General features: G+C 72.4%; 2 protein-coding genes. Both read right to left on the reverse strand.

Features of this window, described 5'->3' with window-relative positions:
- Nucleotides 1–101 precede the first annotated feature (101 nt).
- Nucleotides 102–17,036 carry a non-ribosomal peptide synthetase gene (locus tag RT2_RS03495; protein WP_072843119.1) on the reverse strand — a complete coding sequence of 5,645 codons (16,935 nt, stop codon included), beginning with the start codon at nt 17,034–17,036 and terminating at the stop codon, nt 102–104.
- A gap of 87 nt (nt 17,037–17,123) precedes the next feature.
- Nucleotides 17,124–17,924 carry an alpha/beta fold hydrolase gene (locus tag RT2_RS03500; RefSeq protein WP_072843120.1) on the reverse strand — a complete coding sequence of 267 codons (801 nt, stop codon included), beginning with the start codon at nt 17,922–17,924 and terminating at the stop codon, nt 17,124–17,126.
- Between the last annotated feature and the right edge of the window lie 100 nt (nt 17,925–18,024).

Raw genomic sequence — 18,024 nt, forward strand, 5'->3', positions numbered from 1 at the left:
GCTGCCATCCATCCTCGCCGGTACGGCCGGCGGCTTCGGTACGTGCGGAAGTGCGTGCGGTCCAGGCGATCGAACCGAGGTGAATAGTAGCGCAGCCTACCCTAAATCTGCATGCCCACGCCCTGCGGCCGCCCGATCTGCCCGAGTTGGTGCCCCTCGTCCGCGCACACCGCCCGGAGCAGTGCCGACAACCTGTCGGCGAGTTCCGCCACCACGTCGGCGTCGAGCACGTCGGTCCGGTACCCCAGGTAGGCGTGCACCGGACCCCGTCCCACCGGCTCGTAGAAGCTCAGCGTCAGGTCCGCGACCGGCACACCCACCGGGACCGGCAGCAGCGGGCCGAAGACACCGTCGACGGCGTCCAGGCTGGCCTGCTCGTGGTGCACGATCATCACCTGCGGTCGCATCACCTCGCCACCGAGAGCCGTTGCCACGTCCTCGAATCCGATGTCCTGGTGATCCAGCGCGGCCAGGTTCGACGCCCGCACCCGGCCCAGCAGTTCCGCGAAGGTCGGATCCCCGGAGGTGTCGGTGCGCAGCACGACGGTGTTGAAGAAGCACCCGATCAGCCCGGACAGCGCCTCCTCCGGCCGTCCCGCGACCAGCGATCCGATCGGAAGGTCCTCGCCCACACCGAATTCGGTGAGCACCGCGGCCAGCGCCGCCTGCAGGACCATGAACATCGACGTCCCGGTCCGGCGGGCCAGCGCGTCGATGTCGGCGTGCAGGGCCTCGTCGATCGGCAGGCCCACCAGGTCGCCGCCCGCCGGTCGCGCCGGCCGCTCCCCCGGCAGGCTCAGCCGCTCGGGGAGGCCGGCCAGTCGCTCTCGCCAGTAGCCGAGCTGGGTTGTGTACCTGCTGGACTCGTCGTCCGCATCGCCCAGCACGGAGTCCGTCCACGCAACGTAGTCCGAGTAGCCGACCGGCAATGCGGGCAGCTCCGGCTCGGACCCGGCGACCAGCGAGACGTAGCCCGCCAACAGCTCGCCGAGGAGCGGCACGACCGACCACTCGTCGACGGCCAGGTACTGCATCACCAGCAGCAGCGCCTGGCGACCGTCCGCCGTCTCGACCAGCGTGACCCGCAGCGGGGCGTGCTCGGTCAGGTCCGTCGGCCGCTGGGCGAGCTCGAAGACCAGGGCGGCCAGGTCGCCGTCCCCCGCGTCGAGGACCTCCAGTCGTGGCCCCGCCACCGGCACCCCGCGGACCTCGACGCCGTCGGCGGTGAACGCCGTCCGCAGCGGCTGGTGCCGGGACACCACCAGCTCGAGGGCGCGCGCCAGCGCGTCCGCGTCGAGGCGGTGGTGCGGGTACAGCGAGAGGGCGTGACTGGCCGTGCCCGTGTCCCGGTACACCGACCACTGCCGACGCTGCACCGGTGCCAGCGCGTCCGTGGCCGACGCGGCTGGCGTCAGCGCCGGACGACCGCCGGCATCGACGACCGTCAGCTCGGCCAGCTCGGCCACGGTCGGCGCGTCGAACACCTCGCGGATGCTCAGCTGCGCACCGAGTTCGGTGCGGACCCGGCCGACCAGCTGCATGGAGGCCATCGAGTGCCCGCCGAGGTCGAAGAAGTTGTCGTGCACGCCCACCGACGGCAGGTGCAGGATCTCCGCGAACAGGCCGGCGATCACCCGCTCCCGCTCGGTGCGCGGCGCGACGTCGCCGGTCAGCTCCGCCCAGTCCGGCGCGGGCAGCGCCTTGCGGTCCAGCTTGCCGTTCGGGGTGAGCGGCAGCGGGCCGTCCAGCACGATGACCACGCTGGGCACCATGTAGTCCGGCAGCGACGACGCCACGTGGGCGCGCACCGCGGCCGGGTCGACGGCCGCACCCTCCAGCGGCACCACGTACCCGATCAGCCGGGCGATCGCCCCGTCCCGGTCGGCGACGACGGCCGACTGGTTGACGCCCGGGCTGTCCGCGAGCGCGGCGATGATCTCGCCGAGCTCGATGCGGAAGCCCCGGATCTTCACCTGGTCGTCGACCCGGCCGAGGAAGTCGATATTGCCCTCGGCTCGCCAGCGCGCCAGGTCACCGGTCCGGTACATCCGGCCGGGGCCGAACGGGTTGGCGACGAAGCGGCCCGCCGTCAGCGCCGGCTTGCCGAGGTAGCCGCGGGCCAGACCGCGGCCGGCGATGTACAGCTCGCCCGCGACCCCGACCGGAACCGGCCGCAGCCGCGCGTCGAGGACGAACGCCTGCTCGTTGGGGTCCGGGATGCCGATCGGCACGGCCTGGTTCCAGCCCGGCTGCGCCTGCCACAGCGTGTTGTTCACCGTGGCCTCGGTGAGGCCGTAGGCGGCCAGCAGGTTCAGCCGCTCCGCCCACCGTCCGATCAGGTCCGGCGGCACCGTCTCGGTGCCGACCAGCACCGTGCAGCCGGCGGGCACCAGGGCGCCCGGCGGCAACGCGGCCATCAGCGACGGCGGGATGATCGCGTGCGTCACCTCGTGCTCGTGCATGAAGTCGGTGAGCTCCGGGCCCGCGACCCGGGAGCGGTCCGGCACGATCACCAGCCGCGAACCGGTGCACAGCGCCATCGACAGCTCGAACACCGCGACGTCGAATCCGACCGAGGCGAACTGCAGCACAGTCGAACCCGGGACCAGTTTCATCCGGTCCTCGGCGGTGGCGACCAGGCTGGAGATGCCCTCGTGCGAGACCACCACGCCCTTGGGCCTGCCGGTGGACCCGGAGGTGTAGATGACGTAGGCGGCGTGGTCGATGCCGTCGGGCACCGTGGTCGCAGGCTTGACCGCCGCGGCGAGTGCCGCGACTGTCCCCGGCTCGTCGAGCAGCACCCGGCCCAGGCCCGGCGCCTCCTCGATCCGCGCGGACTCCTGGGCGGTGCTCAGCAGCACCCCGGCGTTCGAGTCGGCCAGCATGTAGGAGATCCGGTCGGCGGGGTGGCTCAGGTCCAGGGGCAGGTACGCGGCCCCGAGCTTGAGCACCGCCAGCACCGAGGCGACCATGTCCACCGAACGCGGGACGGCAAGGCCCACCACCGATTCCGCGCCGACCCCGCGGCCGGCGAGCACCGCGGCGATCCTGTCGGACCGCTCGTCGAGCTCGGCGTACGTCATGCTGCCGTGCTCGTCCAGCGCGGCCGTCGCGGCCGGTGTGGCCGCCACCCAGCGCGCGAACGAGGCATCGAGGGTCTCCTCCGGCACCTCCCGCCGGGTGTCGTTGAACTCCACCAGCACCAGGTCACGCTCGCCGGGCAGGAACACGTCGACCGCGCCGATCGGGGTCGACGGGTCCTGCGCGACGGCGTCGAGCAGCGCCAACTGGCGGCGGGCGATCGCGTCGGCCGTCGACTCATCGAACAGGTCCGCGCCGAACTCGAGGCGCAGCGCGATCCGATTCTCGTCCAGGAATTCGGTGAAGTTGAACACCAGGTCGAACTTCGCGGTCCGCTCCTGCAGGGGCACGGGTTCGAGCGTCAGCCCGGCCCCTTCTCGGCCTCCGGCTCGGGGGAATTCAGTACTGCCCGTGATGTCGGCGGCCCGGCTGTGGTAGCCGACCATCACCTGGAACAGCGGGTTCCTGGCCAGCGTGCGCGCCGGGTTCAGGCGCTCGACAACGGATTCGAACGGGACGTCGGCGTGGGTGAACGCCGCGAGGTCGAGCTCGCGGACCCGGCCCAGCAGCTCGCCGAACGTCGGGTTGCCGCTCACGTCGGTGCGCAGCACCAGCGTGTTGACGAAGAACCCGACCAGCTCGTCGAGACCCTGCTCGGTGCGGCCCGCGATGGGCGCGCCGAGCGGCAGGTCGTCGCCCGCGCCGATCCGGTGCAGCAGCGCCGCGGCGGCGGCGTGCAGCACCATGAACATGCTCGCCCCGCTCTCGGCGGCCAGCGCCCGCAGCGCCGCGGTGGTGCGCGGATCCAGGTCCAGCTCGATCGCGCTGCCCGCGAAGCTCGGCCGCGCGGGCCGGGCCCGGTCGGTGGGCAGCGTCAGTTCCTCCGGCGCACCGGAGAGCGTCCGCTCCCAGTACGAGAGCTGCTTGCTCAGCACCGAATCCGGGTCTGCGGCATCGCCGAGCAACTCACGCTGCCAGAGCGTGTAGTCCGCGTACTGCACGGCCAGCGGCTCCCACTGCGGGGCCTGGCCGTGCGCCCGGGAGGCGTAGGCGAGCATCAGGTCGCGCAGGAACGGCCGGTCCGACCACTCGTCGGTGGCGATGTGGTGCAGCACCAGCGCGAGGACGTGATCGTGCGCGTCCAGCCGGATCACGGTGCCGCGCACCGGGATCTCACGGGTCAGGTCGAAGGGCCGCAGCACCGCGCCGCGCACCAGGCCCGCGATCTCGGCCTCGGTCCCGTCCAACACCGTCAGCTCCGGGGTCGCCTCGTCGAGGACCCGCTGCACGGGCCGGCCGTCGACCTCGCCGAACACCGTGCGCAGTGACTCGTGCCTGCCGACCACGTCCGCGAGCGCGGTCGCGAACAGCCCGGCGTCGAGTTCGCCCTTCAGGCGCAACACGATCGGGAAGTTGTAGGCGGCCGCGGCGGGCACGCCGTCCGGCGACACCGAGCCCCCCTCGATCTGCTGCATCAGCCAGAGTCGCTGCTGCGCAGAGGACATCGGCAGGTGCTCGGGCCTGACCGCGGGGGCCAGCACCGGGCGGACCGCGTCACCTCGGTCGCGGACCCGCGCCGCGAGCTCGGCCACGGAGGGGGCCTCGAACAGGTCCCGCATCGTGAGCTCCGTCGACAGCGCCGACCGGGCCCGGCTGATCAGCCGGGTCGCCAGCAGCGAGTGCCCGCCGAGGTCGAAGAAGCTGTCCTCGACGCCGAGTTCCGCGACGTCGAGCACCTCGCCGAACAGCTCGCACAGCACCTGCTCGATGTGATCCTCCGCGCCGCGTGAGCCCGAGCCGACCGCGTCCGGCACCGGCGGCAGGGCCCGCACGTCGAGCTTGCCGTTGACCGTCATCGGCAGGGTGTCGGTCGGCACGAAGGCCGCCGGAACCATGTAGTCCGGCAGGCAGGCGCGCAGCGCCTGTGCGTACTTCTGGCCGTGCTGGCTACCGAAACCATCCACGGGCCCGCAGGGCACCACGTAGGCGACGAGCCGCTTGACGCCGCCGGGGCCGGGCGCCGCGATGACGGCGCACTGCCGCACGCCGTCGAGGCCGGCGAGGACCGACTCGATCTCACCCAGTTCGACGCGGTGACCGCGGATCTTGACCTGGTCGTCGGTACGGCCCAGGAAGTCGATGACTGCGCTGAATTCCCCCGTCGCTCCGCTCGCATCGTCGACCCGCCGCCGCACCAGGTCGCCGGTGCGGTACATCCGGCCGCCCGCCGTGAACGGGTCGGCCACGAAGCGCTCGGCGGTCAGCCCGAAGCGGTCCAGGTAGCCGCGGGCCAGGCCGATGCCCGCGATGTACAGCTCGCCGGCCACCCCGTCCGCGACGGGACGCAGCCACGAGTCGAGGATGTGGGCCCGGGTGTTCCAGATCGGCCTGCCGACCGTGGGGGTCACGGAGTCCGACGTGCCGCCGCCGAGGGTGTTGATCGTGTACTCGGTGGGGCCGTACAGGTTGTAGCCGAACGTGCCGTCCGTGTCCCGCAGCCGGCTCCACACCGAATCAGGCACCGCCTCGCCGCCGAGCAGCACCAGCGGCGGCCGGTGCTCGCCCGGACCGTCGTCGAGCAGTCCCTCCTCGAAGAGGTGCTGGGCATAGGTGGGCGTCACGTTGACGACGTCGATGCGGTGGCTGTTGCAGTACGCCACCAGCGATTCCGCGTCGCGCCGCAGGTTCTCGTCGCAGATGTGCACCTCGTGTCCCTCGACGAGCCAGAGCAGCTCCTCCCAGGACATGTCGAAGGCGAACGACACGGTGTGCGCGATCCGGAGGCGTCGGCCGCCGGTCATCTCGATCGTCGGGTCGAAGATCTCGGCGCGGTGGTTGAACTGCATGTTGGTCAGGCCGCGGTACCCGGTGACCACGCCCTTGGGCTTGCCGGTCGAGCCGGAGGTGTAGATGACGTACGCCGGGTGGTCCAGCCGCCCTGGGGTGCCGGGGGCGAAGCCGCCCAGCTCGGCATCCGTCAACGGTCCGGTGCCGTGGTCTTCGCTCGTGACACCGTCGAGCACGATCGCCGCACCCTCGAAACCGGCGAGGGTCTCGCCGACCGCGACGGTGGTCACCAGGACCACCGGCCGGGCGTCGTCGAGCATCCCGACCAGGCGGTCCGCCGGGTGGTCCAGCTCGAGCGGCAGGTACGCGGACCCGGTGCGCAGCACCGCGAACAGCGCGACGACCATCTCCACCGACCGCGGCAGGCCAAGCGCCACAATCCGTTCCGGACCGGCGCCGTGCGCCAGCAGGAGCCGGGCCATGGCGTTGATCCGGCCGTCGAGGTCTCGGTAGGTCACCGACTGCGAGCCGAAGACCAGCGCGACCTCGTCCGGGGTGCGCGCGGCCGCCTCCGCGAACAGGTCCGCGATGGTGGATTCGGGCAGCTCCCGCTCGGCCGAGCGGGACGCCAGCGCCGCGCGTTCGCCGGGCAGCGACAGGTCCAGCGACCCGACCGGTGCGGACACGTCGTCGGCGAACAGTTCGAGCAGCCCGACGAACCGGGCCAGCATCGACTCGACCGTCGTCTCGGCCACCGCCTCGGGGCGGAACTCGAACTTGATCTTCACCCGGTTGCCGGGCGTCACCACCACCGTCAGCGGGTAATGGGTGTGGTCGACGCTGTCGCCGCCGCTGATGTCGTGCGCGCTGTTGAGCGCCGACACCTGGTTCTCGTCGACGAAGTTCTGCAGCACGTAGAGCACGTCGAAGAGCTGGCGGTGATCGGACTCGCGCCCGATGGTGGCCAGTCCGAGATAGTCGTGTGGCATCAGGCAGAGGCGCTCGGACTGGCTGCGCCGCAACAGGTCCTCCACCCGCTCCGCCGGACGCAGGGTGGTGCGGACCGGGACGGTGTTGAGGAACAGTCCGGCCACCGTGTCCAGTCCCTCGACCTCCGGGGGCCGGCCGGCGACGGTGATGCCGAACACGACATCGTCGCGACCGGTCTCCGCGCCGAGCACCAGCGCCAGCGCGCCGCTGAGGACGGCGTTGAAGGTGACCCCGCTCGCCGACGCCCTGGCCCGCAGGCGCTCGCCGAGCTCGGCCGTCAGCACGGTGTCGCGGCGGCCGGGCAGCGCGGGCGCCCCGGCCACGGTCGACCCGAGCAGCGTCGGCTCCTCGAGACCGGCCAGCGCGCGCCGCCATTCCGCCCGCCCGGTCTCGCTGTCGCGGTCGCGCAGCCAGCCCAGGTAGTCGTCGAAACCGCCCGTCGCGGTGGGGAACCCGCTGTCATCGCCAGCGGCCTCGTAGAGCGCGAGCAGCTGGCTGACGACGATGCCGTTCGACCAGCCGTCCCAGAGGAGGAACTGCCGGTTGACCACCAGGCGGTCGCGGTCGTCGCCGAGGCGGATCACCATCGCCCGCCACAGCGGCGGCGCCGTCAGGTCGAAGGGGGTGAGCCGGTCGGTGGCCGACAGCTCGGCGGCGTGGGCCTCACGCTCGGCCTCCGTCAGCTCGCGCAGGTCGAACTCGACGATCGGGACGTCGAGGTCGGCGGTGACGAACTGCACCGGCGTGGTAAGGCCGTCGCTGAGGAATCCCGCACGCAGCGTCGGGTTCCGGCGCTGCAGGGTGCGCAGCGCCGCGGCCAACCGCTCGATGTCGAGCCGGTGCTCGAAGTCGAGCGAGAACTGGGCGGTGTAGATGTCGGCGCCCTCGTCGAAGGTGGCCTGGAAGTACAGCCCCTCCTGCAGCGGGGACAGCGGCCACACCGCGTCGACCCCGGCGGGGCTGCGCTCGGCGATCAGGTCCAGCTCGTCCTGGGTCAGCGTCACCAGTGTCACGTCGGACGGCGTCAGGACGCCGGGTCCGTCGTGGCGCTCCGCGGTCTCGACGAGCTCGCGCAGCGCCTGCGCCCAGCCCTGGCTCAGCGCCTCACCGTCGGCCTCGGTCAGCCCCAGCTCGGAGCGGCCGAAGTTCGCCGTCAGGACCGGCCCGTCTGCCGTGTCCTCACAGATCGCGTTGACGATCAGCAGGTAGGGGCCGCCCATGTCGGCGTCGGGATCGGTTGACAGCGAACCGGTCTCGGGAGCCGGGGCCCACGGGACCGCGATGCCGAGATCCGCCGACGGCATCCTGCCCAGGTAGTTGAACAGGACCTGCGACTCCGCGCGGGCGGCGAGCAGGCCGGCGGTGCGGGCGTTCGCGTACCGCAGCATGCCAAAGCCGACGCCGCCGTCGGGCGCGTCCCGCAGCCGCTCCTTCACGTCCTTGAGCACGTCCAGCGGCCGGTCGCCCGCCCGCAGCCGGACCGGGCTGATGCTGGTGAACCAGCCGACGGTGCGGGAGAGGTCCACGCCTGGCGCCAGCTCCTCGCGGCCGTGCCGCTCCAGGTCGACCAGGAGGTCCGACGCGGCGCGGCCGGTGTCGCGGTGCCAGCGGCTGACGGCGATCCGCAGCGCGCTGAGCAGCACGTCGGTCACGTCGGCGTGCGCCAGCGCGGGCACGGTCGTCAACGCGGCGGCGGTGTCGTCCACGGACAGCGAAACCCGGTGCTGCGAGCCGGTTCCGATGGTCGCGTGCCCGCTGACCTCCGGCACCAGCGCCGCTCCGGGCGCGGTCACAGCGGTCCAGTGCGCCAGCTCGGCGAGGCGCTCGGCGCCCTGGGCCTGCTCGGCGACGATCCGGCCGAACCCGCGCAGGGAGGTGCCGACGGGATCGAGCGCCGCATCCTGACCGGACGCCGCCGCCACGTTCGCCATCGCGAGGTCCTCGAGCAGGATCCGCCAGGACACCCCGTCCACCACGAGGTGGTGCGCGACGATCAGCAGGCGGCCGGTGACCTCCGGTCCGGCGTCGAACCACACCGCCTGCAGCATCACACCGGACTCGGGGTCGAGGCGGTCGGTCGCCGCCTCGGACTGCGCGGTGACGATGCCGCGCAACGACTCCGGGTCCCGGACGTCGACGGCGGTGAAGATCGAGGCAGCGCTCACCGAACCGGGTTCGGTGGTCACCGTCGACCACACGCCGGGTGCGTGCCGGGTCAGTCTGACGCGCAGGCCGTCGTGGTGGTCGAGCAGGGCCTGCAGCGCGTCGCGGAGCACGCGCTCGTCGGCGCCGGCCGGGGTGTGCAGCAACACGGCCTGGTTGAAGCGGTCGGTGCCGCCGGACCATTCGGAGAGCCGGTGCACCACCGGCAGCGGGATGACCTCGCCGATGCCGTCCGCCACGGCCGCGGCGGGCGCGGCCGCGTCGGCGACCGGAGCCGCCTCGCCGACCAACCGCGCGATCGCGGCCGGGGTGCGCTGCTCGAAGATCTGGCGGGGGGTGAGGGTGACGCCGTCCCGGCGGGCCAGGTTCACCAGCCGGATCGCCAGGATGCTGTCGCCACCGAGGGTGAAGAAGTCGTCGCCCGTGCCCACCCGGTCCAGGCCTAGCACCTCGGCGAACTGGGCGGCGATGCGTCCCTCCGTCCCCGTGCCGGGGGCGGACTCCGACACCGCGGCCGAGAAGTCCGGCGCGGGCAGGGCCTTGCGGTCCAGCTTGCCGCTCGGGCTCAGCGGCAACGAGTCGAGCTCCACGAAGGCACTGGGCACCATGTACTCCGGCAGCGAGGCGGCCAGCGCATGTGCGTACCTCTGGTCGCCCCGGGCACCGGAAGTGCGCACGGGCCCGGCGGGCACCACGTAGGCGACCAGCCGCTGCTGGCCGGGGCGGTCCTCACGCACCAGGACGGCGGCGTGGGCCACCGACGGATCGGCCAGCAGCGCGGCCTCGATCTCGCCGAGCTCGATCCGGAACCCGCGCAGCTTCACCTGGTCGTCGGCGCGGCCGACGTACTCCAGTTCCGCGGTCACATCCCCCGTCGCTTCGCTCGCCCAGGCCACGGACCGCACCAGGTCGCCGGTCCGGTACATCCGGGCCCCGGCCACGAACGGGTCGGCGACGAACCGGTCCGCGGTCAACGCGGCGCGGCCCAGGTAGCCGCGGGCCAGCTGCGGGCCGGACAGGTACAGCTCCCCCTCTGCTCCCGGCGGCACCAGGTTCAGGTACTGGTCGAGCACGTACAGCCGGGTGTTCGCGACCGGCGCGCCGATCGGCACGCCGTGCGCCGTCGACGAGACCGCCTGCGCCCCGAAGAAGTAGCTCACCTCGACCGCGGCCTCGGTGGGCCCGTAGAGGTTGTCCAGCCGCACCCCGGGCAGCACCTCGGCGAAGCGCCGGGCCGCCGCGGCGGACAGCGCCTCGCCCGAGCAGGCGACGACCCGAAGCGCGGTGCAGGCCGCGGCGCCAGGCTCCGCCAGGAAGAGGTCCAGCATGGACGGAACGAAATGCGCACGGCTGATGCCCCGTTCGGCGATCAGCCCCGCGAGGTAGCCGGGATCCTTGTGTCCGCCCGGACGGGCCAGCACGACGGTGGCGCCGGCGATCAACGGCCCGAAGAACTCCGGCACCGAGACGTCGAAACTCGACGGCGTCTTCTGCAGCACCCGGTCCCCGTCCGTCAGCGGGTTCTCGTTCTGCATCCAGAGCAGCCGGTTGACGATGGCCTCGTGCGCCACCAGCACACCCTTCGGCCTGCCTGTCGAGCCCGAGGTGTAGATGACGTAGGCGGGATGACCGGCCATGGCGGGGGCCCCGGACGGCAACGCGTCCGAATCCCCCAGGGCCTCGGTCAGATCCACCGTCAGCACCGGCAGTCCGGTGTCGAAGGGATCGCCGTCGGTGAGCACACACACCGGCGCGGCGTCGGCCAGCATGTACGACAACCGGTCGGCCGGGTAGTCGAGGTCGAGCGGAAGGTACGCGCCGCCCGCCTTCCCGACCGCCAGCAGCGCGACCATCAGTTCGAGCGAACGCCCGATCGCGACGGCGACGAGCGACTCCGGTCCCACCCCGCGGTCGACGAGCTCGTGCGCCAGGCGGTTCGCCCGTGCGTGCAGCTCGGCATAGGTGAGCGTGTCGCCCTCGAACTCGACGGCAATCGCGTCCGGGGTGCGTGCGGCCTGCTCGTCGAGCAGGTCGGTGAGGGTGCGGGCCTCGGCGGTGGCGCCGGATGCGACCCAGCTTGCCTCCAGCTCGTTCCGCTCGGCCTCGGTCACCAGCGCGAGCGCGGAGACCGGCCGGTCGCCGTCGCGGACCAACTCGCTCAGGAACGACACCATGCCGTCGGCCAACCGGCCGGCGGTGGCCGAGTCGACCACCGCGGCCTGGTACTTGACCTCCAGCCGCAGCTCGTCACCGGGCGCGACGATCAGCGTCACCGGGTACGGCGGGTTCTCCTCGAAGGTGATACCGGTGATCTCGAGACTGCCGGTGGCGTCGGCGACGGCGCCCTCGCCGATCGGGTAGTTCTCGAACACGACCAGGGTGTCGAAGAGCTCCTGCAGTCCCGTGAGCCGGCGCAGCTCGCTCAGGCCGATGTACTGGTGCTCGAGCAGCACCGACTGCTCGTCCTGCCAACGGGCCAGCGCCGCGGCGGCGGATTCCTCGGCGCGGTAGCGCAATCGGGCCGGCACGGTGTTGATGAACAGCCCGACCATGGTCTCGATGCCGCGCAGGTCTCCGCCGCGGCCGGACACCGTCGAGCCGAACAGCACGTCGCGGCGCTTGGTGAGCCGGCCCAGCAGCAGACCCCAGGCGCCGTGCACGAGGGTGCTCAGCGTCAGCCCACGAGCACGGCCGAACGCGATGAGGTCGGCGGTCTGCGCCGCGGACAGGTTGACCTTGATCTCGCGGACACCGAACTCGGTGCCGCGCTCGGCCCCGCCGAGCGCGGTCGGCTCGTCGACCCCGTCGAGCGCGGCGCGCCACACCTCGATCGACGCATCACGGTCACGGGATCCCAACCAGCCCAGGTAGTTCCGGTACGGCTCCGGCGCGGGCAGTGCCGCCGGAGTGGAGCCCGCGGGGGCGTACAGCGCCATCAGCTCGCGCAGCATCACCGGCACCGACCAGCCGTCGGCGACGATGTGGTGGATCGACTGCAGCAGCAGGTGCTCGTCCGCTGTCACCTCCCCCGTCGCTTCGCTCGCCCCGTCGCGCTGCACCAGCACGTACCGCAGCAGCGGCGCCTGCTCGAGGTCGAACCCGCGCACCCGTTCGTCGGCGAGGATCTGCCGGACCCGTGACGCGACCTCGTCGGCGCCCAGTCCGCGCAGGTCCACCGCGTCCATCGGAACCCGGGCCCCACCGGAGACCACCTGCACCACCCGTCCGTCGGACACCGCGTGCAGGCCGGCGCGCAGGGCCGCGTGCCGGTCCACGACCGTCTGCAGCGCGGCGTGCAGCGCCTGCGGGTCCACCGGTCCGGTCAGCTCGATGACCTGTTGCACCACATAGGGATCGGAGTGTTCGGTCTCGAACGCGCTGTGGAAGTAGATGCCCTCCTGCAGCGGGGTCATCGGCAGCACGTCCACCAGGTCGGCGACCGTGTCCTCGAGCTGGTCGACGTCGGCCTGGCGCAGCCGCGCGTGCGGGAAGTCCGCGGGGGTGTGTCCGCCGAACGGGGCACTCGCCGCGAGCGTGCCCAGCACCGCGGTCCAGGCCTCGGACAGGGCGGTGATCCGCGCCGCGGGGAACAACCCCGGCGCCCAGGTGATGGTGGTGCGCAGGGTCGGCCCGTCTGGTCCGTCCTCCGCGATCGCGTTGAACTCGATGGCATGCCCCATCGGCGCGTCGGGGTCGTTGGCGCCGTCCATCGCGACCGGCAGCCAGTCGGCGTCCGCGCCGGCAGTGACCCGACCGAGGTAGTTGAACAGCACCTGCGGCTCGGCGCCGGCGGCCAGCTCGGCGCCGGCGGCGCTGAGGTATCGCAGTGCCCCGTAGCCGATCCCGTTGCCGGGCACCGCCCGCAGCTGCTCCTTGACGGCCTTGAGAGCCCCGGCCAGCGCGGCCGGGTCGCTCAGGTCCGCGAGCGGTCCCGCGTCCAGTCGCACCGGGAACAGGCTGGTGAACCAGCCGACGGTGCGCCCGAGGTCCACCCGGCGCCCGGCGGCGTCCTCCTCGCGGCCGTGCCCCTCGAGGTCGACCAGTACCTCGTTGCTGCCCTCGCGCGACGAATCCGCCTGCGCGCCGGACGAATCACCGGCACGCCAGGATGCGAGCGTGGCCGCCAGCGCGGTCAGCAGCACGTCGTTGACCTGGCCGCCGAACGCCGCGGGCACGGCGCCGAGCAGCGGCGCGGTCAGTTCCGGCCTCAGCTCTACGGTCAGCGATTCGGCCGCGCCGCAGGTGTCGAGGGCCGGGTCGCTGTGCCGGGCCCCCAGCATCGGGTCCGCGGTCGCGGTGACCGTCCGCCAGAAGTCGAGTTCGTCGTCGAAGGCTCCGCCGCGGGCCCGCTCCTCGAGCAGTTGCGCCCAGCGCCGCAGCGAGGTGCCGGACACCGGGTCCAGGGGCGCGCCGAGCGCGGCGCGGGCCAGGTCCTCGAGCAGGATCCGCCACGAGACACCGTCGACCACAAGGTGATTGACCACCAGCAGCAGCCGGCCCGGCCGGTCGCCGCCGTCGAACCAGACCGCCTGCAGCATCACGCCCGCGTCCGGGTCCAGCTTCCCGAGCGCCGCGGCCGCCTCCTGCGCTACGGCCTCGCCGAGTGCGGCGGCGGGGACCGTCCGCACCAGTTCCGCGGCGTCGGGCACTCCCGGTTCGGGCACCCTCAGCACCCAGTTCTCGCCGCGGTCGAGGCGTGCCCGCAGCGCGGGATGCCGGTCCAGGACCGCCTGCAATGCGGCGCGCACCGTGTCCTCGGTGAGCCCGGACGGGGTGCGAACCTGTACCGCCTGGTGGAAGCGTGCGACGGCCTCGCCCTGTGCCTGGGTGCGGGCGACGATGGGGGTCGCGGGGACCTCGCCCGTCGGCACGTCCAGGACGTCCACCTCGGCCGCGGCCCGGCCCTCGACCTCACGGGCCAGCGCCTCCACCGTCCGCAGCGCGAACACCTCACGGGCGCTGAAGTGCAGCCCGGCGGCCCGGGCCTGGTTGACCAGCTGGATCGCGACGATGCTGTCGCCGCCGAGCGCGAAGAAGTCGTCGGTGACGCCCACCGTCTCCTGCCCGAGGACGCCCGCGACCACCGTGGCCAGCTGCCGCTCGAGCTCGGTGCGCGGCGCGAGACCCGAAAGGCCTGCGCGCAGATCGGGTTCCGGGAGGGCTCGCCGGTCCAGCTTGCCGTTGGCGGTGAGCGGGAACCGGTCCATCACGACCACCGCGGTCGGCACCATGTACTCGGGCAGCTTGGCCGCGGCCCAGGCGCGCAGCGCGTCCGGCTCGACGCCGCCGTCCGCCACCACGTAGCCGGCGAGGTACTTGGCGCCGGCCTGTTCGCGCACCAGCACCGCGCACTGCCGGACCGCGGGGTGCGTGGCCAGCGCGGCCTCGACGTCCTCGAGTTCGAGGCGCATGCCGCGAATCTTCACCTGGTTGTCGGCGCGGCCGATGAAGTCGAGGGTGCCGTCCTCCGCCCAGCGGGCGAGGTCGCCGGTGCGGTAGAGGCGGGTCCCGTTGACGGAGAACGGGTTGGCGACGAACCGGGAGGAGGTGAGCGCGGGCGCCCCGACGTAGCCGCGGCCGAGCAGGTACCCGGCCGCGTACAGCTCGCCGCCGACGCCGGGCGGCACGGGCCGAAGCCGGGCGTCGAGCACGTACAGCTCGGTGTTGGGGTTGGGCCGGCCGATCGACGACGCGATCCGCTCGGCACGGTCCCGGTAGATCACATGGGAGACACCGATGGTCGCCTCGGCGGGCCCGTACCCGTGGTAGAGCGTGGTGGTGAGCTGCCGGCGGAACCGGTCGAACAGTTCCGGGGTGAGCACCTCGCCGCCGCACCAGACGTGCCGGAGCCCGTCCAGTGCGGGCGTGCCCTCGGCCAGGTCCAGCAGCACGCTGAGCATCGAGGACACCAGGTACACGAAGGTGACGCGCTCGCGGTCGATCAGGTCCAGCAGGTACTGGGCGTCGCGTTCGCCGCCCGACTCGGCGACCACCAGCCGGCCCCCGGAGACCAGCGGCAGCAGCACCTCGTTGACCGAGATGTCGAAGGACAGCGGAGCCTTGAACAGGGAGGCGTCGTCGGCGCCGAAGCCGAGCACCTCCGCCACCTGCCAGCCCAGGCGCGCGCAGATCGCCTCGTGCCGGATCATCGCCCCCTTGGGGCGCCCGGTGGAGCCGGAGGTGAAGATGACGTAGGCGAGCGACCGCCCGTCGATCGCGACGTCCAGCGGCCCGGACGCGAGGCCCTCGTGGGCCCAGTCCGCCAGGTCCACCGGCACCCCCGCGTCCGCCGACGCGTCCACCCCGCCCGGACCGGTGAGCACCAGCCGCGCACCGGCGTCGGCCAGCACCTGGGTCCGACGGTCCAGCGGCCAGGCCGGATCCAGCGGGACGAAGGCGCCGCCGGCGGTCATGACCGCCAGCAGCCCCACGACCATCTCGGCCGAGCGCGGAACGCCGACCGCGACAACCTCTTCCGGGCGCAGGCCGCGCTCCAGGAGGTGCCGTGCCAGCTGGTTGACTCGGGCACCAAGCTGCCGGTACGTCAGCCGGGTCTCCCCCGCGACCAGCGCCTCCGCGTCGGGCGTCGCGGCCACCTGCGCGGCGAAGAGTTCGGGGACGGTGTGCGAGTCCTGCGGCTGGGCGGTGTCGTTGAAGTCGACGACCACCCGGCGCCGCTGCTCGTCCGACATCACGTCGAACCGCGAGAAGGGCGCCTGCGGCTCGGCGACGAGCTGGCCCAGGAACTCGGCGAGCTGCGCGCGGTGCCGCTCGAGGTCCTCCTCGAGGCCCGCACCCACCCGCAGGTCGATCCGGATCGACTCGCCCCCCTGACCTCGCTGGACGGTGAAGTCGAGCTCACCGATGGCGCCGGTGACCATGTTCTGCGGGAACGCGGGGCTGCCGCCGAAGGTCATCGAGTGCTCGAACAACACGATGTTGATGCCGGGACCGAACAGTCGCCTGGACGGATCCAGCGCGCGCATCTCCCTGGCGAGGTCCTCGCCCCGGTACCGACCGTGCCGGAGCAGGCCGATCAGCGCCTGGTCGAGGTGGGCCGTCAACGCGGCCAGCGTGCTGTCCCCGTCGACCTGCAGCCGCATCGGCAGGATGGTCGAGGCCATCGACGGCAGGTTCCGCAACGCCCGCCCGGTGCGACCGGTCAGCGGCACCGACAGCATCAGGTCGGACTGGCCGCTGACCCGGTGCAGGTAGGCGGCGATCATCGCGAACGGGACCCGGGTGCGCCGGATGCCCTGGGCGTCGGCGAACCGGTACAGGTCCGCCACGGTCTCGGCGTCGAGTTCGACGCTGGCCTTGATCGGCGGCGCGGCGGGGTCCGGGGCGGGCGGCAGCAACACCGGGGGCTCGGGGGCATCGGCCAGCCACTGCAGCCAGTGCTCGCGGTCCGCCTGGAACCGGCGGGACGCGCGGTACTCGACGTCCGCGTCGATCGCCGTCTGCAGGGACCAGTCCCGCTCGTCGAACAGCAGGTCCGGGTGCTCCTGTCTGCCGACGACCTCGTCGACCAGCAGCACGATGCCGTAGCCGTCGACGATGCTGTGGTGGTAACGCTGGTACCACCACGTCACCTCGTCGTCGATCCGCAGGATCGCCTGGGTGAACAGCGCCTCGTCGCTCTCCAGCTCCGCGACGGTCTGCATGTCGCGTTCGACCCAGTCGCGGGCCGCGGCCGCCGCGTCCGGCAGCGCCCGCAGGTCGACGACCTTCAGCGTCCAGGCCTCCGGGTCGAGGCGCTGCTGCCGGAGCACGTCGTCCGGCCCGACCGCGAAACGCACGTGCAGCGCCTCTGCGCGGCGGATGGTCAGGTACAGGGACTCGATCGCGCGGGCGATGTCGAGCGGACCGTTCACCTCGACGGTGAGCGCGATGTTGTAGGCAGCGCTCTGGGGCGCCAACTGCTGCGCGACCCACACCTCCGACTGGGCGGCCGTGACCGGCAGCCAACTGCCGGTCGCCTGTGCGGGTGCCGTCGAGCCGTGGAGGGATGCCATGGATGTCCGATCATCGTCGCGCGACGCCGTGAAGCTGCGTCAGATATCGGAGATTAGGATAGGCTATCCGCCCTAGGTGCAGGCGGCCTACCTCTTCAGGAAGTCCAGGATTGCCGCGTTGACCGCCTCCGGCCGTTCGAGGTAGCCGTAGTGACCGCAGTCCGGCAGCTCCAGGTACTCGGCTCCGGGAATCGCCTTGCCCACCTCCGCGGCCAGGTTCGCCGGCACCAGACGGTCGTCCGCGAACCCGACCGACAGGCACGGGACGGTGATCCGGCCGTACGCCGCGAGCCGGTCCCCGAAGTCGTCGAGATTGCGCTGCGCCCGCACGCCCGGCGTGGTATCCGCCTTGGAGAACGCGAAGATGTCCAGCCAGTCCTGCGCAGCCATCGGGTCGACCATCGACGCCGGGGACAGGTTCAGCACCGCGGTGATCGCGGCCCGGTACTCGGTGGGCAGCGTGATGCCCTTGCGGTCCAGCTCCCGCTCACCCTCCGACAACGTCTTCTGCAGCGTGTCGCGGCGACCGTGGGCGGCCAGGAACACGGCCTTGCGAACCAGGTCGGGGCGGGCCAGCGCGAGCTCCTGCGCCACCCGGGCACCCAGCGAGGTGCCGACCACGTGGGCGGGTCCGCCGAGGTGGGCGATCAGGGCTGCGGTGTCCGCGACCAGGTCCTCGATCGTGATGCCGTCCGCGCACTCGTCCGTCGGCGCGATGCCGCGGTTGTCGAAGGTGCAGACGCGGTAGCCGGCCGCGACGAGCGCGGGCACCTGGTGCAGGTCCCAGACCCGGCCCGGGCTGCCCGTGCCCATGATCAGGACGACGAGATCGCCTGAGCCTTTGACCTGGTAATTCAGCTGAATCCCATTGATCGTGGCGAGCGGCATGAACGAGCCTTTCTAGCAGGGAACGAGGGATCGGCCCGTCACCGACGCATATGGTTAGCCTAAGCTGGCCCTGCGTCGATCCGCATCGGCGGCAAGCACT

Source organism: Rhodococcus tukisamuensis NBRC 100609 (assembly GCF_001894985.1).
Classification (GTDB): domain Bacteria; phylum Actinomycetota; class Actinomycetes; order Mycobacteriales; family Mycobacteriaceae; genus Rhodococcus_G; species Rhodococcus_G tukisamuensis.